The 17,644-nt window shown below is 68.6% G+C and carries 17 protein-coding genes; 4 read left to right on the top strand and 13 right to left on the bottom strand.

What is annotated here, in order from left to right:
* On the bottom strand, nucleotides 1–2,874 hold the full coding sequence (locus tag WPS_RS16005) for an AfsR/SARP family transcriptional regulator (RefSeq protein WP_317995460.1): 2,874 nt from the start codon (nucleotides 2,872–2,874) through the stop codon (nucleotides 1–3).
* 251 nt (nucleotides 2,875–3,125) lie between these two features.
* On the bottom strand, nucleotides 3,126–3,827 hold the full coding sequence (locus tag WPS_RS16000) for a Crp/Fnr family transcriptional regulator (protein ID WP_405054970.1): 702 nt from the start codon (nucleotides 3,825–3,827) through the stop codon (nucleotides 3,126–3,128).
* Between the two features lie 195 nt (nucleotides 3,828–4,022).
* Between WPS_RS16000 and WPS_RS15995 the strand changes: the two genes are divergently transcribed.
* Nucleotides 4,023–4,445 carry an Hsp20/alpha crystallin family protein gene (locus WPS_RS15995; protein ID WP_317995458.1) on the top strand — a complete coding sequence of 141 codons (423 nt, stop codon included), beginning with the start codon at nucleotides 4,023–4,025 and terminating at the stop codon, nucleotides 4,443–4,445.
* A complete protein-coding gene (lon, locus tag WPS_RS15990; RefSeq protein ID WP_317995457.1) occupies nucleotides 4,445–6,901 on the top strand; it encodes an endopeptidase La in 2,457 nt (818 codons plus the stop codon). The genes WPS_RS15995 and lon overlap by 1 nt, the downstream gene beginning before the upstream one ends.
* Before the next feature lie 9 nt (nucleotides 6,902–6,910).
* On the opposite strand, the gene WPS_RS15985 is transcribed toward lon, so the two are convergent.
* Nucleotides 6,911–7,435, bottom strand: coding sequence for a hypothetical protein (locus WPS_RS15985; RefSeq protein WP_317995456.1), 525 nt, complete (start codon nucleotides 7,433–7,435; stop codon nucleotides 6,911–6,913).
* A gap of 84 nt (nucleotides 7,436–7,519) precedes the next feature.
* On the opposite strand from WPS_RS15985, the gene WPS_RS15980 reads away from it, so the two are divergent.
* A complete protein-coding gene (locus tag WPS_RS15980; protein WP_317995455.1) occupies nucleotides 7,520–8,485 on the top strand; it encodes an EamA family transporter in 966 nt (321 codons plus the stop codon).
* Here the strand turns inward: WPS_RS15980 and WPS_RS15975 are convergent.
* Genes WPS_RS15975 through WPS_RS15940 form a run of 8 tightly spaced genes read right to left on the bottom strand, consistent with a single transcriptional unit; the run spans nucleotide 8,436 to nucleotide 15,147 of the window.
* Nucleotides 8,436–9,380 (bottom strand): Gfo/Idh/MocA family oxidoreductase, encoded by a 945-nt coding sequence (locus WPS_RS15975; protein ID WP_317995454.1) that lies wholly within the window; start codon nucleotides 9,378–9,380, stop codon nucleotides 8,436–8,438. The genes WPS_RS15980 and WPS_RS15975 overlap by 50 nt on opposite strands.
* Nucleotides 9,377–10,222 carry a class III extradiol dioxygenase subunit beta gene (locus WPS_RS15970; protein WP_317995453.1) on the bottom strand — a complete coding sequence of 282 codons (846 nt, stop codon included), beginning with the start codon at nucleotides 10,220–10,222 and terminating at the stop codon, nucleotides 9,377–9,379. The genes WPS_RS15975 and WPS_RS15970 overlap by 4 nt, the downstream gene beginning before the upstream one ends.
* Nucleotides 10,215–10,613: a protocatechuate 4,5-dioxygenase subunit alpha gene (gene ligA / locus WPS_RS15965; protein ID WP_317995452.1), complete on the bottom strand. Its 399-nt coding sequence runs from the start codon at nucleotides 10,611–10,613 to the stop codon at nucleotides 10,215–10,217. The genes WPS_RS15970 and ligA overlap by 8 nt, the downstream gene beginning before the upstream one ends.
* On the bottom strand, nucleotides 10,610–11,488 hold the full coding sequence (locus tag WPS_RS15960; RefSeq protein WP_405054969.1) for an amidohydrolase family protein: 879 nt from the start codon (nucleotides 11,486–11,488) through the stop codon (nucleotides 10,610–10,612). The genes ligA and WPS_RS15960 overlap by 4 nt, the downstream gene beginning before the upstream one ends.
* Before the next feature lie 14 nt (nucleotides 11,489–11,502).
* Nucleotides 11,503–12,528, bottom strand: a complete 1,026-nt coding sequence (locus WPS_RS15955) for an amidohydrolase family protein (RefSeq protein ID WP_317995450.1) — start codon at nucleotides 12,526–12,528, stop codon at nucleotides 11,503–11,505.
* A complete protein-coding gene (locus WPS_RS15950) occupies nucleotides 12,525–13,640 on the bottom strand; it encodes a 4-oxalomesaconate tautomerase (RefSeq protein ID WP_405054902.1) in 1,116 nt (371 codons plus the stop codon). Before WPS_RS15950 ends, WPS_RS15955 begins: the two co-directional genes overlap by 4 nt.
* A complete protein-coding gene (locus WPS_RS15945) occupies nucleotides 13,637–14,347 on the bottom strand; it encodes a 4-carboxy-4-hydroxy-2-oxoadipate aldolase/oxaloacetate decarboxylase (RefSeq protein WP_317995449.1) in 711 nt (236 codons plus the stop codon). Before WPS_RS15945 ends, WPS_RS15950 begins: the two co-directional genes overlap by 4 nt.
* Nucleotides 14,344–15,147 (bottom strand): DUF1932 domain-containing protein, encoded by an 804-nt coding sequence (locus WPS_RS15940; RefSeq protein WP_317995448.1) that lies wholly within the window; start codon nucleotides 15,145–15,147, stop codon nucleotides 14,344–14,346. The genes WPS_RS15945 and WPS_RS15940 overlap by 4 nt, the downstream gene beginning before the upstream one ends.
* Between WPS_RS15940 and WPS_RS15935 the strand changes: the two genes are divergently transcribed.
* Complete coding sequence (locus WPS_RS15935; protein ID WP_317995447.1) at nucleotides 15,146–15,817, top strand: GntR family transcriptional regulator; 672 nt, start codon at nucleotides 15,146–15,148, stop codon at nucleotides 15,815–15,817. The genes WPS_RS15940 and WPS_RS15935 overlap by 2 nt on opposite strands.
* Here the strand turns inward: WPS_RS15935 and WPS_RS15930 are convergent.
* Nucleotides 15,804–16,382 carry a redoxin domain-containing protein gene (locus WPS_RS15930; RefSeq protein ID WP_317995446.1) on the bottom strand — a complete coding sequence of 193 codons (579 nt, stop codon included), beginning with the start codon at nucleotides 16,380–16,382 and terminating at the stop codon, nucleotides 15,804–15,806. The two genes, WPS_RS15935 and WPS_RS15930, sit on opposite strands and share 14 nt — an antisense overlap.
* Nucleotides 16,265–17,644, bottom strand: coding sequence for an N-methyl-L-tryptophan oxidase (gene solA, locus WPS_RS15925; RefSeq protein WP_317995445.1), 1,380 nt, complete (start codon nucleotides 17,642–17,644; stop codon nucleotides 16,265–16,267). The genes WPS_RS15930 and solA overlap by 118 nt, the downstream gene beginning before the upstream one ends.

Below are 17,644 nucleotides of genomic sequence, written 5' to 3'. Positions count from 1 at the left end.
TCAGGCCGTCGCGCCGACGAGTTGCGCGAGCGAATCGGAGGGTTCGCACTGCAGCTCCGCCATCAGCACGTCGCGATACTGGCGGAAATGCCGCAGCGCGGCGGCGCGGTCGCCGGCTTCGAGGTAGGCGCGGATCGCGATCTCGCGCGCGGGCTCGTCGCACGGATCGTACGCGATCATCTCGTGACACAGCGCAAGCGCGTCCTGCGTGCGGCCCTGGTCGAACGCGTGTTTCGCCAGCGCCTGCGCGACTTCGCAGCGCAGTTCGCGCAGGTGCCGTTCGGTCGGCTCGAACCATTCCCAGCTGTCGAACTTCGCCGGCCGCTGCGCGCGCAGGCGATCGTAGAGGCCCCGCAGGGCGACGGCCTGCTGCCGGTCGACGCCGCCGGCCGTACGCAGCATGCCGACGCTGCGGTCGATGTCCCACAGGTCGACGCGCACGTCGTTGCCCAGCCGGTAGCCGTCGCGCGTGCGCACCACCGCGTTCTCGTTGCCGAGCCGTGCTTTGAGGCGGTGCAGGCAGACGTGGAAGGCGTTGCGCGCCGCGCTCTCCGAGAGATCGGGCCACAGCAGGTCGGTGAGCCGTTCGCGCGAGACGGCGTCGGGACGCATCGCGACCGCGGTGAGCAACGCGTGCTCGCGCTCGGCGAGCGTCACCGCCTCGCCGTTACGCAGCACGCGACCCGTGACGAGTTCGACGGCGATCCCCGTGCGCGAGGCGTCGGCGCCTTCGCGGCGGTAGCGCTTGACGAACGGTGCCAGAAAACCGCCGACTTCGCCGCGCGCGATCGACGCGATCGCCGCGTGGAGCTCCGGCGCGTCGATGCGCGCGCCGAAGGCGGCGGCCTCGGCGTGCAGCGCGCGGCGTCGCGACGGGTTGAGTTCGGCGACCGCGAGCGCGGCGAGCACCTGCATGAACGGCGCGCGATACGACGCCGCCGCCTCGCGCGCGAGGTCCGCGCAGCGCAGCGCGGTCGCGGCGTCGTCGGCGTTCGCCGCTTTGATCAGGTAGCCGCACGCGACCCACTTCACGTGATCGGCCTGCTGGGGAGAACGTTCGTGACCGCGCACGCAGGCGGAGAAGAATGCGAACCCGCGCACCCCTTCGCGCTCGACCTCGACCTCGAGCGCGAACGCATGCTGGGTGTAGTCGGCTTCGTCGGCCGCCAGCCACGCGCCGAACGTTGCCTCGGCTTCGTCGAACGCGATGAAGTTGCTGAAGCTGGTCTTGCGGACGTGTTCGATCGCGCGGTCGATTCGTTCTTTTTCCGTCGCCCGGTCGCCGCGGACGCGCGCGATGTCGGCGCCGAGCGTCAGCAGCGTCCCGGACGCCATGATGTGCATCGCTTTGACGAACGGCCACGCCGCTTCGAGATCGCGCTCCGCTTCGCGGGTGCGGCCCAGGCGCGCCGTCATCAGCGAGCGCAGGTACAGCAGCCAGCCGTGCATCCGCGTCGACGGAACGTCGGGCGCCGCGATCTGCGCGCGAAACTCGTCGACCAACGCGAGCGCGCTCTCGAACTCGCCGACGTAGCTGCGCATCAGCACGCGGAAGACGTACAGATAGATGCGCACGATCGGCGGCGCGTCCGACGGCAGGCGCGACCAGATCGCCTCGACCTCCTCGAGCAGCAGGCGCGCGTCGACGGTGAACGTGCGCATCAGTGCGGTGACCGACCAGACGCGCGGATAGCGCAGGACAACGGCGCGGGCGAGCGCGGCGAGGACGCAGGCGTAGGCGATCGACGGGCCCTCGTCCTCGATCACCTCGATCCGCTCGAGGATCTCGGCGGCGGCTGTCTGATCGCCGCGCGCAAGGTGGATTTCCGCGGCGCGCTGGTATTCTCCGGCGGTCACGTACGCGGTCGCGACCGGCGCGAGCAGTGCCTCGACCCGCGCGGGATGCCGTTCGAGGAGGGTCGACGCGACGAGCGGGTGGACGTGAAATGCCGCGTCGGCATCGCGCGTGACGAACGGCGAAGTCTTCTGAAACGTGAGAAACGTCTCGAAGGCGTCGTTGCAGGCGAACGCCAGCCGCACGTCGCGCTCGTTCGCATTGGGGATCGCGGCGCACGTCAGGAGGCCGTCGGTGATCGCCGGCGACGCGGTGCCGAGCACCTGATCGGCGAGGTACTCGTGCAGTTCTTCGTACGCGATGTCGTCGAGTTTGTCGAGCAGCGCGTCGAGCCGCCCTTCGTGCGCGAAGCGCGCCAGCAGCAACACCGCGATCGGCCACCCCGCCGAGATCTGACGGACGCGCTCGACGACCTCCGGGCGCGCGTCGATCGGCGCGAAGATCGCGGCGATTTCCTCGCCGGTGAAGGCGAGATCGTTGGCGCGCAGCGTCAGGATCTGATGCGGCGGCGCGAAGCGCGAGAGATGCATGCGCGGCGATTCGCGCGAGCAGATCACGACGGTGCGCGGTTCGGGGCGGTTCGCGAGCAGCCGCGCCAGAAACTCGCGCGCGCCCGGATCGCGGATCGCGTCCTCGGCGTTCTCAAACACGAACGCGGAGGGGTGCGTGCGCACGCGCCAAGCAGCGAGCGCAACTTCGACACGCTCGGCGGCGGACGCGTGGCCGTCGCCGAGCATCGTCTCGCTTTGCGCGAGGTTCGCGCTGCGTTCCTGCGTCTCGTCGGCGAGCGCCGGGACGATCCGCCGCGCGAGTTCGACGTCGGAGGTCACGCCGGCGCAGTTGCAGACCGCCACCGCCGGGATTTCCGCGAGGAGCTGGCGCACCAGGGTCGATTTTCCGAAACCCGCCGGCGCGACGAGCGAGACGATCGACGGACGGGCCGCCCGGACGCGTTCGAGCAGCGACGTCCGGAGGAGGTCGCTGCTCGTCTCGCTGGCGGCGGTCGCGTCCAATGGCATGCGTGAAAGTGCTTCGGCGAACAGGAAGGCGCCGACTTTCGTCGCCGCTGAGCGCGTCCCCGTTTGTCCGCTGACGAGTCGTGTGCTTGCTTACATTAACCGCAGGTTACTTTGCACACAGCGTTGTGGACGGTGTGGATGAACGGGCGAGCGCGAGCCCTGCCCCCGCCGCGGTCACGTCTCGACGAGGGCGACGCGCGCATCCCGGAGCCCGTCCGCTCGACGGCGGCGGGTCCGCTCATCGAGAGAACTTACGAGGCCGCGAGCCTCCTGCGGTGATACGCGTCGTTGATCGCGCCGTAGCACTCGCAGGCCGCGTCCTCGAGTTGTGCGCGGTCGGCGATCGCGACCTTCCCGCGGGCGTACCGGATCGCTCCGGCCTGCTGGAGCGCCGCGGCGGCGATGCTGACGCCCGCGCGCCGGACGCCGAGCTTCGTCGCGAGCCCTTCGTGCGTCAGCGGAAACTCGTCGCGTCCTACCCGATCGTGCGTCATCAGCAGCCAGCGCGCGCAGCGTTCGTTCACGTAATGCAGGCGATTGCAGGCGATCGACTGGGCCATCACGTCGATTTGCGCGCTCATATAGCGTTCGACGAGCACCCGCAGCGTGCGGTAGACGCCGCACAGCTCGGCGAGCGCCGTGTACGAGATTCGGTAGGCATCGCCGGCGACTTGGCACCACGTGAGCCCCGACGCCGGCGACCCGTCGAGTAGGGCCTGCGCACCGGTGAGCCCCTCGCGGCCGACGGTCACCGTCTCGATTTGCGTTCCGTCGCTCATCACCGTGACGACCGAGATCACGGCGTCGATCGGGAAATATACCGACGTGACGGCGTCGCCGGGTGCGTACAGGGTCGCTCGATGGGCGAGGCGGACGCGTTCGAAGGCGTCGGCGAGGCGCGAGCGGGTTGCGGCCGAGAGCGCGCCGAGAAGGTCGTTGTCGAGAAGCTGCAGCGTGGGAGGAGGCCTCGAAATGCGCGGGCGCCCGCTCGGAAGGCCCGAGCGGCACAGTGCACAGAGGATACCGGCATCCGTCGGGGGCGTCGGTACGCTACCGGACGGAGAGGCGGGGCGCGGAGGCGGCTGGAACCACCGTGCCTAGCAGTGTGTTTCACCGAGTGCTAATGCAGACGAAAAGGACCCCGATGCGTGCGCAACCACGATGAGCTTCGCGAGTTCGCCCAACTGTTCGCGCCGCGCGGCGGGCGCAGTTGCTTCGAACCCAACACCGACGTGCTGGTGGACGAGCGTGACCGCGCGGTCATCGTTCAGCTCGAACTTGCCGGTGCCGACGCCGACTCACTGAAGGTGACGGTCGACGGCGACTACCTTACAATCGCCGGCGCGCGAGCACAGCGCGACGTCGCGCGTGACGCGTCGCTGCTGCGCAAAGAGATCCAGTACGGCGAGTTTCAGACGATCATCCGGCTGCCGGTTGCCGTCCTCGCCGACGGCGCAGTCGCGCAGTACCGCGACGGGATTCTGTCGATTCGCCTCCCGCTTGCACAATCTCAAGAAATGCCGATCGTGCGGACGACGATCCGCATGACGGTCAGAAGGACCCCCGCGTAATGGCCAAAGCCGCCGCCGCCCCCGAAATTCTCGGTATCCTGCCGCTGCAGGACGCCGTCCTCTTCCCCAACACCGTCATCCCGCTCGCGGTCGTGAAGCGCCCGGGCATCGCGCTCGTCGAAGAAGCGCTGCGCGAAGGCAAGCAGATCGGACTCGTCGCGCTCAAGGACAAGGAGATCGAAGATCCCGGTCCCGACGACGTGCGCCGCATCGGCACGATCGGCACGATCCAGAAGATGCTGAAAGTTCCCGACGGGACGCTGCGCTGCATCGTCGCCGGCGGCCCCGTCTTCCGCGTCGATCAATTCGTCGCGACGGAACCGTATCTGGCGGCGACGTTCACCGAACTCCCGGACATCACCAACGAGACCGAGCAGCTCGTCGCGATGCAGCGCAATCTGGGACAGCTGTTCCAGAAATTGCTCGGCTATCTGCCGCAAGCGCCGCGCGAGATGGAGATGGAAGTCAACAACATCTCCGATCCGAACTTGCTCTCGTACTTCGTCGCGTCGACGATGCGCCTGGAGACGGCCGACCGTCAGGCGATCCTCGAAGAGCGCGATACCGCCAAGCGGCTGCGCAAGCTCACGATGCTCATCACCAAGGAACTCGAAGTGGTGGAGCTCGGGCACAAGATCCAATCGGACATCCAGCGCGAGATGGAGAAGAACCAGCGCGAGTTCTACCTGCGCCAGCAGCTCCGCGCGATTCAGGAAGAGCTCGGCGAATCCGATCCGCAGCAAGCCGAAGCGAACGAACTGCGCAAGAAGGTCGACGAGGCCAACATGCCCGAGGACGTCCGCAAGGCGGCCGACCGCGAGTTGGACCGGCTCTCGAAAGTCCCCACTGCGTCGCCGGAATACTCGGTGATCCGCACCTACCTCGACTGGCTCACCCAGCTCCCGTGGGGGATCTCGACGTCGGATCAGATCGAGATCTCGCGCGCACGCGAGATCCTCGACGAAGACCACTACGACCTCGAGAAGATCAAGGACCGCATCGTCGAGTACCTCGCCGTCGGCAAGCTGAAGAACAAGCTGACGGGACCAATCCTGTGCTTCGTCGGACCGCCGGGCGTCGGGAAGACGTCGCTCGGGCAGTCGATCGCAAAGGCGATGGGCCGCAAGTTCATCCGTCTCTCGGTCGGCGGCGTCCGCGACGAAGCGGAGATCCGCGGCCACCGTCGGACCTACATCGGCGCGATGCCGGGCTCGATCATCCGCGCGCTGCGTGACGCCGGGACCAACAACCCGGTGATGATGATCGACGAGATCGACAAGGTCGGCGGCGACTTCCGCGGCGACCCGCAGTCGGCGCTGCTCGAAGTGCTTGATCCGGAGCAGAACAACACGTTCCGCGACCACTACCTCGACCTGCCGTTCGATCTCTCGCGCGTCCTCTTCATCTGCACCGCGAACACGCTGGACTCGATCAGCGGACCGCTGCGCGACCGCATGGAGATCATCAACCTCTCGGGCTACACCGAGCTGGAGAAACTCCAGATCGCCAAACGGTACCTGGTGCCGAAGCAGAAGAAAGCCAACGGACTCAAGGACAACCAGGCACAGCTCGCCGACACCGCGCTCAAGCAGATCATCGTCGACTACACGCGCGAAGCCGGGGTGCGCAACCTCGAGCGCGAGATCGGGACGATCTTCCGCAAGGTCGCGCGCAGGATCGCCGAGGACGCGAAGTACAAGGCGAAGATCAAGCCCGAGAATCTGGTCGACTACCTCTCGAAGCCGCGATTCTACAACGAAGTGAAGCGACGGACAGCGTCGGTCGGCGTCGCGACGGGGCTGGCGTACACGCCGGTCGGCGGCGACATCCTGTTCATCGAAACGACCGCGATGCCCGGGACGGGAAAATTCACGCTCACCGGTCAGCTCGGCGACGTGATGAAAGAGTCCGCCACCGCCGCGATCTCGTTCCTGCGCTCGCGCTCAAGCGAGATCGGACTCTCCGACGACTGGTTCGCGAAGCACGATCTGCACATCCACATCCCGGCCGGTGCGGTGCCGAAAGACGGACCCTCGGCGGGCGTCTCTCTCGCGACCTCGATCGCGTCGCTGCTCACCGGGCTCAAGGTGGATCCGGAACTCGCGATGACCGGCGAGATCACGCTCACCGGTCAGGTACTCCCGATCGGCGGCGTCAAGGAGAAGGTCCTGGGCGCGAAGCGCGCCGGGATCAAGAAGGTGCTGCTCCCGCGGCGCAACGAGATCGATCTCGAGGACGTCCCGAAGGAAGTCCGCGACACGATGCAGTTCGTGTTCGTCGACGAGCTCAGCGAGGTCTTCGCGACCGCGCTCGGCAAGCGGGTGATCCATCCCGTGATGCTCGGCGTCACCGAAAGCGCCCCGCAGAGCAACGTCGTCGCGTTGCGTCCGAGCGCGAAGCGCTCGGCGAACCGCGCGACGCGTCCGGTCCGCAGCGGCACGACCCGCAAGCGCTAAGCCGCACCGTCACGCCGGGCGCAGGAACTGCGCCCGGCGTGCGGTCGGGCTCGCGACCTTGTAGCACGTCCCCGCGTGATCGTGCCGGATCGCTTCGTGCAGGGTCGTTGCGGCGTGGCGTTCGGAGCCGACGATGACGCGGCGCTCCTCGAGCGTGTCGTAGTCGGGATCGAGCATCGCCTGCAGGCGGTCTTCGATCCGCGCGTTTTCGAGCGCGTGGTCGATCTCGTGACCGAGCCCGAGCGCCGGCGACTGGCGGCCGCCGTCGGTCGTCAGCAGCGCGCTATGCGGATCCCAGTGGATCGCGTGCGTGTTCGGATCGTAGGAGTCGTCGTCATGGTGGTTGATCGTGATGCGGTGCTGCGCGGGACCGTGGAGCAGCCGATCGATCAGCGTCCGCTCGACGGCGTCCTGCGAGAGGTAGGCGAACGCGGCCTCGACGTTCTTGCGTGCGGAGGCCGGAACGCTCAGCGACCCGAGCCGTACCGGTGTACTGCGCGCGGCCGCGACGAAGGCGGGATGTGCGTACGTCATTGCGCCGACCCGTTCACGCGCCGCGCCCCGCGCGGCAAGGGGCGCGCCGCAACCGCCGCCGGCCCGTTCGCGTCGTAACGAAATGTGGCACAGGGAACCATCGCGGCGCGGCGCACGGGACTCGAACGCGTCGACCTGCGGCTGATCGCCGCGCTCGCGGCGGTTTGGATTCTCTGGGGCTCGACGTTCGCAGCGATGCACCTCGCCGTGAGCGCGATCCCACCGTTTGCGATGGCATCGATCCGGTTCACGATCGCGGGTCTCGTCCTGCTCGCCGTCGCCGCTGCGCGCCGCAAACTCCGTGTCACTCGCGCCGATCTCGTGCGTGCCGTCGTCACCGGCGCGACGCTGCTGCTGTTCGGCAACGGGATGACCGCCTGGACGGTGCAATTCTTACCGACCGGGCTCAACTCCCTGCTGCTCTCGCTCGCGCCGGTGTGGATGGCGCTCATCGCGTTCGCGTGGGGCGGCGAGCGTCCGTCGCGTCCCGCGATCGCCGGGATGCTGCTCGGCTTCGCCGGCCTGGCGCTGCTCCTGCAGTCGAAATCGGGCGGGGCGTTCGCGCTCTGGCCGGCGATCGTCGCGCTGCTCGCGAGCATCTCGTGGGCGTTCGGCTCGATCTATCAGCGCCGCGCCGCTCCCGCCGCGAGCCTTACGGTCGCTACCTCGCTGCAGATGATCGCCGGCGGGATCCTGCTCGGCCTCGAGGCGGCGCTGACCGGGGAGTGGCGGCACGTCGGCGCCGCATCGTTCACGCCGGAATCGCTCGCGGGCCTCGCCTGGCTTATCGTCTGCGGGAGCCTCGTCGCATACAGCGCGTACTTGTACACGATGCAGGCGGCAAACGCGGCGCTCGCCTCGACCTACGCGTACGTGAATCCGCTGGTCGCGGTGATCCTCGGCATGGTGCTGTTCCGCGAACGGTTTACCCCGGCGGAGGCGATCGCGAGCGCGATCATCCTCGCCGGCGTCGCGCTGATGATGGTGCCGGGCCGCCGGTTCAGCCGTTCAGCGTCGCATCGATGCGATCCAGCGTCTGCATCGCCGTGAGGCATTGCGCGACGCTCGCGTTCGGTTCGCGCCGCTCGCGGATCGCTGCGATGAACTCGCGATCCTGCAGTTCGATCCCGTTCATCGAGACCGCGACGCCGCTCAGGTCGATCTTCTCGTTGTTGCCGTCGTAGAGATCGTCGTACCGCGCGAGGTACGTGCCGTTGTCACAGATGTAGCGGAAGAACGTTCCGAACGGTCCGTCGTTGTTGAACGAGAGCGAGAGCGTGCAGATCGCGCCGGCCGGGACCTTCATCAAAATTCCCATGTCCATCGCGATGCCGAGCTGCGGGTGAATCGGACCCCGCACGCCGATCGCTCGCGAGGCCGTCTCGCCGGTTTGGTATTGGAAGAGGTCGACGGTGTGGCAGGCGTGGTGCCAGAGCAGGTGGTCCGTCCAACTCCGCGGCTTGCCCAGCGCATTGGTATTGGTACGGCGGAAGAAGTACGTCTGCACGTCCATCTGCTGGATCGTCAGTTCGCCGGCTGCGATGCGGTTGCGGATCCACTGGTGGCTGGGGTTGAAACGCCGCGTGTGGCCGCCCATCGCGACGACGCCGGTCTCCCGCTGCGCCTGCACCAGGCGCTCCGCGTCGGCGAGGCTGTCGGCGATCGGAATCTCGATCTCGACGTGCTTTCCCGCGCGCATGCACTGCTCGGCCTGCGCTGCGTGCATCTGCGTCGGCGTCGCGAGGATCACCGCCTCGACGTCCGTCATCGCCAGCGTCTCGGCGAGGTCGGTCGTCCAGTGCGGGATGTTCCACGTCTCCGCGACCTCTTCGGTGGTCGCGGCGCTTCCGCCGACGAGCGACGCCACCTCGACGCCGTCGATGCGCGCCAGCCCTTCAAGGTGCTTCACGCCGAACGCGCCTTGTCCGGCCACCGCGATCTTCATCGTCCGGGATTCTCCAGAATGAGATGTCCGACCGCCGTGTTCGACGCCGGCACGTGGTAGAAGCGATAGACTTCCTTCGCGTCGTCGGCGAGCGCGCCGCGCATGATCAGCCACATCACCATCTCGATCCCTTCGGAGCCCGCCTCGCGCACGTACTCGACGTGCGGCATCCGCACCAGACTCTGCGGATCGGCGGTGAGCTTGTCGAGAAAGTTCGTGTCGAACGCGCGGTTGATCAGCCCCGCGCGCGGCCCTTGGAGCTGGTGCGACATTCCGCCGGTGCCGAAGATCACCACGCGGAGCGGACGCTCGAACGACGCCACCGCCTTGCGGATCGCTTTCCCGAGCATGTAGCAGCGGTGTCCGGTCGGCGGCGGATACTGCACGACGTTCACGCACAGCGGAATGACGGGGACCGGCCAGGGATCGGGCTGACCGAACATCAGCGAGAGCGGGACCGTGAGGCCGTGATCGACCTCCATCTTGTTGACGATCGTCATGTCGAACTCGTCGAGAATCAGCGACTGCGCCATGTGCCAAGCGAGTTTGGGATGGCCTTTGACGACTGGGACGGGGCGTGCGCCCCAGCCTTCGTCGGCCGGCGGAAACTCCGCCGCGCAGCCGAGCGCGAACGTAGGGATCACCTCGAGCGAGAACGCCGAGGCGTGGTCGTTGTACACGAGGATCACGACGTCGGGCTTCTTATCGGCGATCCATGTCTTCGAAGGAGCGTATCCGTCGAAGACCGGCTTCCAGTACGGTTCGTCCGCCTTGCCGAGATCGAGCGCAGCACCGATCGCGGGGACGTGCGAGGTGGCAACGCCCGCGAAGATCTCAGCCATGGTGCTCCCACTCCGCTTTGCTACGGTTCCCCTCGGGGGGACGTCCGCCGCCGAGCATCATCCGCGCGTACTCGTCTTGCGTCGAACCCGTCATGAGGGCCGCGATCTGCTGGAACGACAGCCCGTCGCACGCCGCGAGTTTGGCGGTGTAGTAGATGTTGCCGCCGAGCTCGAGCATCCGGTTCCAATCGCGCTGCAGGATCGCATCCCGCTGTTCGGCCGTCATCGGAAACGTCGCAAGGTAGGCGCGCTCGTCGGCGCGGAACGCCCGGCGGTTCTCGTCCTTCATCAGCGACATGCAGAACATGTTGAGATGGTAGCCCTGACGCGAGCGCTCCGCGTTGAACAGAATCGTTCCCGGGATGTCGTCGAACGCCGTATCGTCGCTCATCGGCGATCCTCCCAATAGAGCCGCACCGGATTGTCGACCAGGAGCTTCTGCTGCAGCTCCGGCGTCCGCGCGAAGCGCGGGATCAGGTCGACCAGTGCGCCGTCGTCGGGGACGATCCACGTCATGTTGGGGTGCGGCCAATCGGTGCCCCACAGGACGCGGTCGGAGAAGCGCTCCGTCAGCATGCGCTGAAACGGCACCACGTCGTCGTACGGCGGCCCCTGCACGGTCAGCCGCTCGGGACAGGTGACCTTCACCCAGATGTTCTCGTGCTCTTCGAGCAGCCGCACGAAGCGCCGGAACTCCGCGTCGTCGACGCCTTTGGCGATGTCGGGACGGCCCATGTGATCGACGACGATCGTCCCCGGCAGCGACGTCAAAAACGGTGTGAGGCTTTCGAGCTCCGGCGCCTCGAAGTAGACGACGATGTGCCAGCCGAGCCGTGCGATCTTCTCGGCAACGCGCAGGTAATTCTCGCGCGGCGTCGAGTCGACGAGCCGCTTGACGAAGTTGAAGCGCACGCCGCGAACGCCGGCGGCGTCAAGTTCGCGCAGTTCGTCGTCGGTGATGTCGTAGCGGACGACCGCGACGCCCTTCGCCTTGCCGCTCGAAGACCGCAGCGCGTCGACGAGCGCCGCGTTGTCGCGGCCGTGGCAGCTCGCCTGCACGATGACGTTCTTGTCGAAGCCGAGAAAGTCGCGCAGCGCGAAGAGCTGTTCCTTGGGCGCGTCGCACGGCGTGTACTTCCGCTCCGGCGCGTACGGGAACGTGTCGCCCGGTCCGAAGACGTGGCAGTGGGCATCGACCGCGCCGTGCGGCGGCGTGTAGCTGGGCTTGCGCGGGTTGGGATGGTACGGACGGTAGTCCTCGTCCATCGTGAACGACGTCGTCACGGGGCGGCCTCCGCGAGCTTCCGCGCGAGCCGCGGGTAGACGCGGGCCGCGTTCTCGGAGAAGATCTTCCGTTTGTCGGCGTCGCCGAGCGGCAGCGCGTCGATGTAGCGTTTCGTATCGTCGTAGTTGTGACCGGTCTCGGGGTCGACGCCCCGCACGGCGCCCACCATCTCCGAACCGAAGATGATGTTCTTCACCGGAATCACCGTCGCGAGTAGGTCGATCCCCGGCTGGTGATAGACGCAGGTGTCGAAAAAGACGTTGTTGAGCAACAGTTCGCCCAGCGGCGGGCGCTTCATGTCCTGCGCCAGGCCGCGGTAGCGTCCCCAATGATACGGGATGGCGCCGCCGCCGTGCGGGATCACGAAGCGCAGCGTCGGGAAGTCGCGGAACAGATCCGAGGTGAGGAACTGCATGAACGCCGTGGTATCGGCGTTGATGTAGTGCGCGCCCGTGGCGTGGAAGTTCGGGTTGCACGACGAGCTGACGTGGACCATCGCCGGGACGTCGAGTTCCGCCATCTTCTCGTAGAGCGGATACCAGTGGCGATCGGTAAGGGGCGGACTCGTCCAGTGACCGCCCGACGGATCCGGGTTGAGGTTGCAGCCGATGAAACCGAGTTCGTTCACGCACCGCTCGAGTTCGCGCACGCTGTGCGCCAGCGGCGCGCCCGGCGATTGCGGGAGCTGACAGACCCCGACGAAGTTCTGCGGGTAGAGTTCGCAGACGCGTGCGATCAGGTCGTTGCACGCACGCGTCCAGGCCATGCTTGTCGCTTCGTCGCCGATGTGGTGCGCCATCGCCGATGCCCGCGGTGAGAAGATCGTCAGATCGGTCCCGCGCTCGCGCTGCAGCGTCAACTGCGCGTTCTCGAGGCTCTCGCGGATCTCGTCGTCGCTGATGCGGATGCTGTCGGGCGACGGCCCGGCCGAGGGATCGCCGAGCGCGGCGATCTGCGCGTCGCGGAAGTCCTGGAGCGCCTTCGGCGCGGTAGTGTAATGTCCGTGACAGTCGACGATCACGCAGTCGCTCCTTGCAGCGTACGGTCCCAGACCGCGGAGGGGATCAGCACGTCGCCGCGCATCAGCGCGCGGGCGGTGCGCAGCAGCGCCGAACGTTCGACCCGCGGCTTCCCGCCGTCGTCGACGAGCAGCATCTCGACGGTGAAGAACCCGGTCGGGTGCTCGATCTCGAGCGTGCGGGCGCCAAGGCGCGTGCCGCCGCCTGCGATCTCCGCCGCGACAGTCCCCGGATACGCGCACGCCGTCGCGACGCTGACCGCGCCGAACACGCCGATCGCCGTATGCACCTTGTGCGGGATGAAGTTGCGCGTCGACAACGCGCCGCCGTGCTGCGGCGCGCCGATCAGGCACATCTTCGGGACGGTCTTCTTCGCGACGTCGCCGAGCTGCATCAGCCGGCCCGCGGCAAGGCGCACCCGCTCAACGCGCGCCTTTAGTGCGGCGTCGGCCTCGAGTTCTGCGGGCGGTTCGTGACCGGTCTTCCCGAAATCGGAGGCGCGCATCACGACGACCGGCATCCCGTTGTCGATCAGCGTCGCCTCGACGCCGTCGATCACGTCGCGCACGTTGCCGGTCGGCAGCAGCGCCCCACCCGTGCTCGAGCCGGCGATATCGAGGAAGTCTATCACGATCGGTGCGGCGGTCCCGGGGACGCCGTCGATCCGCGCATCGCCGTCGTAGCGGACGCGGCCGCCGGGGGTCTGCACCGTCGCGACCGCGATGCTCGCGGTGTTGACCATGTGGATGCGGACCTTCGTCTCCTGACCGGACGCTGCGACGAGCCCGCGCTCGAGCGCGAACGGTCCGATCCCGGCCAGCATGTTGCCGCAGTTCTGCGATGCATCGACGCGCGGTTCGTCGACGACGACCTGCAGAAAAAGATAGTCGACGTCGGCGTCGTCGCGCGTCGACGGGGAAACGATGGCGACCTTGCTGGTCAGCGAGTCGGCGCCGCCGATCCCGTCGATCTGGCGCGCGTCGGGCGAGCCCATCGCCGCGAGCAGGACGCGGTCGCGCAGTCCCGGATCGCTCGGCAAATCTGCCGCGAGGAAGAACGGACCCTTCGACGTGCCGCCGCGCATCAGCGTGCACGGGATCGCGGTCTGCATCACGACGTGCGTCCTTCTGCCAACGCGCGGGCGTCGTCGTAGTAGCGCAGGCCTTTGGCGGCGAGTTTCTCGCGCATCCCGTAGACGTCCAAGCCGACCTCGCCGGCGGCGAAGCGCGCGCGATTCTTCGTCTCTTTCTCGATGCGCGCCGCCGACGCGTCGAGCGCTTCGCGCACGCGCGCACGCGGGACGACCAGCACGCCGTCGTCATCGGCGACGATCGCATCCCCCGGCTCGACGCGCGCCCGCGCGCACACGACCGGGAGGTTGATCTCACCGAGGGTTTCCTTCACGGTTCCCTGCGCGAAGATCGCCTTCGACCACACCGGGAAGCGCATCTCTTCGAGGCTGCGCACGTCGCGGCAGCCGGCCTCGATGATGAGTCCCTGTACCCCGCGCGCTTTGAGCGCGCCGCCGAACAAGTCACCGAAGTACCCGTCTTCGCACGGCGACGTCGGCACGACGACGAGCACGTCGCCGTCGCGGCACAGCTCGACGGCGACGTGGATCATCGTGTTGTCGCCGGGCGCGACGGTGACGGTCAACGCGTTGCCCGCGATCGCTGCGCCGCGGTAGATCGGGCGCATGAACGAGGCCATGAGACCGGTGCGGCCGAGCGCTTCGTGGACCGTCGCGACGCCGCGTTCCGCCAGCGGCGCGAGCACGTCCGGCGCCGTGCGCTCGATGTTCCGCACCACGACGCCGCTCATACGGATGCGCCCTGTTCGGCGACGACGCGCTCGAGCGACGCCGCGGTAGCGCGCGCGATCGTCGACGGCACGCCGAGCTGATCGAGCAGCGCGGCGGCATCGGTCATTTCGTGCGCGCGGCGCCGCGCGTGCCTGCGCGTCCCCTCGACGATGCGCTCGAGCGTCGCGGCGTTGGCTTCCGAGAGCGTGCGCGCGATATCGGCGCGCAGCCACTCCTCGACGCCGGCGGCGCGGGCCGCTTCCAGCGCCTCCCAGATCGCAGCCGACATCCCTTTGAAGAAGACGGAGCGCGTGAGCTTTCGCGCGGCGGCGTCGCCGGCCGTCGGGCCGACGACGTCGACCGGCGTCCCGAATCGCCGCAGGATCGGCGCAAGCCGCTCGGCGCCCGCGCCGGCGAGGAACATCGGAACGCGGATGCCGAGCGGCGGCACGGGCGCCATCATCGCGACATCGACGAACGCCGCCGATCCGCCGGCGAAGAGCGACGCCAACTCCGCTTTGAGTGCCGGGCCGGCTGTGTTGCAGTCGGCAAAGATTGCACCGGGCCGCAGGTGCGGCAGCGCGTCTCGGGCGACGTCGAGCGCAACCCGGGCCCAGTTCACCGACAGCACGACGGCAGCGCCCCGAACCGCCTCGGCCGGACTCGCGGCGAGCGGGATACCGCTGAGATCGCCGTGCAGGTCGGGGTCGTAGCCCCGCACCGTCGCCCCTGCGCGCGTGAGATCGCGCGCCATCAGCGAGCCCGCTTCGCCGAGTCCCAGGACAGCGATCGCTGCGGCGCCAAGATTGGCGACAATCATGGCGCCCCCATTCGGACGCTCGGCCTACGAACACCTGCGCGAGGCGATCGTCGACGGCCGGCTCTCGCCGAACGAGCGGCTCGTCGAAGAAGAACTCGCGGCCCGGATCGGGACGTCACGCGCGAACGTCCGGGCGAGCCTCGCCCGCCTGGAAGCGGAGGGGCTGGTGAGCCGCGAGCGCAATCGCGGCGCGCGCGTCCGCGTGATCGCCGTCGACGAAGCGATCGAGATCGTGGAGGTACGCGCCACGATCGAAGGTTTGGTCGCGCGCTGCGCCGCGGAACGCGCCGACGGCGCGCAGCGCGATCGGCTGCGCGCGATCGTCGCCCAGATGGAACAGCGCGCCGCGGCGGGCGATCTGCTGGGCTACTCGCAGCTCAACGCGAACCTGCACGCGGAGATCCTCGCGATCGCGTCCCACGCCACCGCGACGAAGATGCTCTCGAATCTGCAGTCGCAGGCGGTGCGCTACCAGTTTCTCACGATCTTGCAGCCCGGACGGCCCGCGCAATCGCTTGCCGAGCATCGCGCGATCGTCGAGCGCATCTGCGCCGGCGACGAAGACGGCGCGGAAGCGGCGATGCGGCGCCATCTGCGCGGCGTCGTGCACGCGCTGCGCGGGATCGAGACGACGCCCCCGGCGTTCCCCGACCGCGTCAAGGACGGGTGAGCCGCTGCACGTTGCGCGCGGGCGCCGCGGCACCGATCGCGCGCAGGACCGCGAGCGTTACCAGTGGATCGGTACGGCGCGTGTGATCGGGATCGGCGGCGACGTGCCGGACGATCCCGGCGGCATCGACGACGACGCGCGCCGTGACGGGCAGCGCCCAGCGCCCGTCGGCGTTGATCTCCCCCAGATCGAGGTGATGGACGTCGCGGTAGAGCGCACACGCGTCGGCAGGGAGATCGTACGCGAGACCCAGCGAGCGCGCCACGTGAAGCCCTTTGTCGACGAGCAGCGGGAACGAGAGCCCGCGCTCGGCGCGCAGGCGATCGCCCCGCGGCGCGCGCTCCGGTGAGAGCGCGACCAGCGTCGCGCCGAGCGCGGCGAAGTCGCGCGCGCGCCGTTCCAGCGCGATCAGATCGGCGACGCAGTACGGGCACCACGAGCCGCGCGTCAGCGTGATGACGAGCGGTCCGCGCACCAGCAGCGCGCTGCTCGAGAACGGCAGATCGCGGCTGTCGAACAGCGTGAACGGAAGCAGCGGCGTGCCCGCACGGATGACGCCCGGCATGATCGCCGCGCGGACGTACGCGATGGCGGCGGCAGAGATGCGCGCCGCGTCGGCCGCCTCAACGGTATCCATGCGTCGAGCATAGGTCGCGCGCTTGGGAACGGTCTGTCAGCGGCCTTACCGCGCGCTCGGGACGCGCTCGAGGAACCGGTCCGGTGCGAAGAGATCGAGCGCGAATCGCGGCCGGTCCTGCGCGAGCAACGCGGCGACGAGTTGCCGACGACCGGCGTGAACTTGTAGCCGTGACCCGAGAAGCCGCCGGCGACGACGACGCGCGGCTGCCGCGGGTGCGCGCCGATCGCGAAGTGCTCGTCGGGCGTGTTGGAGTACATGCAGACGGCGGCGCGCAGAAACGGACCGTTCGCCGCGGGCACGAACGCGTCGAGCGCAGCGCGCACCGCCGCGATCTCGTCGTCGCGCACGGTGCGATCGAGCGCATCGGGATCGGCGGTCACGCCGCTGCCGTGATGCGCGACCTTCGCGCCGTCGCCAAAATCCGGAAACCCGTAGAACATGCGTGCGCCGGGACGTTCGACGCCGTAGATCGGAACCGCGCTGAGCCGCATCGCGGCTGAGTCGCGCGGCGCGAACCAGAACTGCACGTTGCGCTCGATCGTCAGCGGCAGGCCGACGTCGGGCGCGATCTTCGCAAACCACGGTCCCGCGCAGATCGCGAGCCGTTCGCCTTCGACGTGCGAGCCGTCGGCGAGCGTGACGCGCACGCCGTCGTCGCCGGCGTCCCAACCGCGCACCGGCGTGCGGAAGCGCAGCCCCGCGCCCTCGGCGGCCGCGACGTCGAGGTGCGCGCGCACGCCCGCTTCCGGGAAGACCGCGCCCGCCACCGCTTCGAACACGCCGATCTCGTCCGGCAGCGGCGTCAGCATCGGCCAGCGTTCGCGCAGTTCGCGCGCATCGTACACATCGTGCGCGAGCTCCCACTGGCGGGCGCTCGCGATCGTCCCGGCGACGATCGGCGTCTGGGGCCGGCCCACGAACAGCCCGCCGGTCTGCACGCGCAGGGTCGTGCGCGTGCGCTCCGCGAGCGCGTCCCACAGTTCGTACGCGCGCCGCAGCAGCGGGACGTACGCGGGCGATTCGAAGTACGCTTGGCGGATGATGCGCGTCGCGCCGTGCGAGGAACCGAGCGCGTGCGCGGGATCGAATTGCTCGAGGCCCAGCACGCGCATCCCGCGAGCGGCGGCGTGCGCGGCGACCGCACTGCCCATCCCGCCCAGGCCGAGGACGATCGCGTCGTAACGCAT

The organism is Vulcanimicrobium alpinum, from assembly GCF_027923555.1.
In the GTDB taxonomy this organism is placed as follows: Bacteria; Vulcanimicrobiota; Vulcanimicrobiia; order Vulcanimicrobiales; family Vulcanimicrobiaceae; genus Vulcanimicrobium; species Vulcanimicrobium alpinum.
The sequence above is the reverse complement of the archived record's forward strand: the minus strand, read 5'-3'. Positions and strand labels throughout refer to the sequence as shown.

Coding starts and splice junctions, on each gene's coding strand:
- WPS_RS16005 (WP_317995460.1), bottom strand. CDS start 2,874: ATGCCATTGGACGCGACCGCCGCCAGCGAGACGAGCAGCGACCTCCTC.
- lon (WP_317995457.1), top strand. CDS start 4,445: ATGGCCAAAGCCGCCGCCGCCCCCGAAATTCTCGGTATCCTGCCGCTG.
- WPS_RS15985 (WP_317995456.1), bottom strand. CDS start 7,435: ATGACGTACGCACATCCCGCCTTCGTCGCGGCCGCGCGCAGTACACCG.
- WPS_RS15975 (WP_317995454.1), bottom strand. CDS start 9,380: ATGAAGATCGCGGTGGCCGGACAAGGCGCGTTCGGCGTGAAGCACCTT.
- WPS_RS15970 (WP_317995453.1), bottom strand. CDS start 10,222: ATGGCTGAGATCTTCGCGGGCGTTGCCACCTCGCACGTCCCCGCGATC.
- ligA (WP_317995452.1), bottom strand. CDS start 10,613: ATGAGCGACGATACGGCGTTCGACGACATCCCGGGAACGATTCTGTTC.
- WPS_RS15960 (WP_405054969.1), bottom strand. CDS start 11,488: ATGGACGAGGACTACCGTCCGTACCATCCCAACCCGCGCAAGCCCAGC.
- WPS_RS15945 (WP_317995449.1), bottom strand. CDS start 14,347: ATGAGCGGCGTCGTGGTGCGGAACATCGAGCGCACGGCGCCGGACGTG.
- WPS_RS15935 (WP_317995447.1), top strand. CDS start 15,146: ATGGCGCCCCCATTCGGACGCTCGGCCTACGAACACCTGCGCGAGGCG.
- WPS_RS15940 (WP_317995448.1), bottom strand. CDS start 15,147: ATGATTGTCGCCAATCTTGGCGCCGCAGCGATCGCTGTCCTGGGACTC.
- WPS_RS15930 (WP_317995446.1), bottom strand. CDS start 16,382: ATGCCGGGCGTCATCCGTGCGGGCACGCCGCTGCTTCCGTTCACGCTG.
- solA (WP_317995445.1), bottom strand. CDS start 17,644: ATGCGTTACGACGCGATCGTCCTCGGCCTGGGCGGGATGGGCAGTGCG.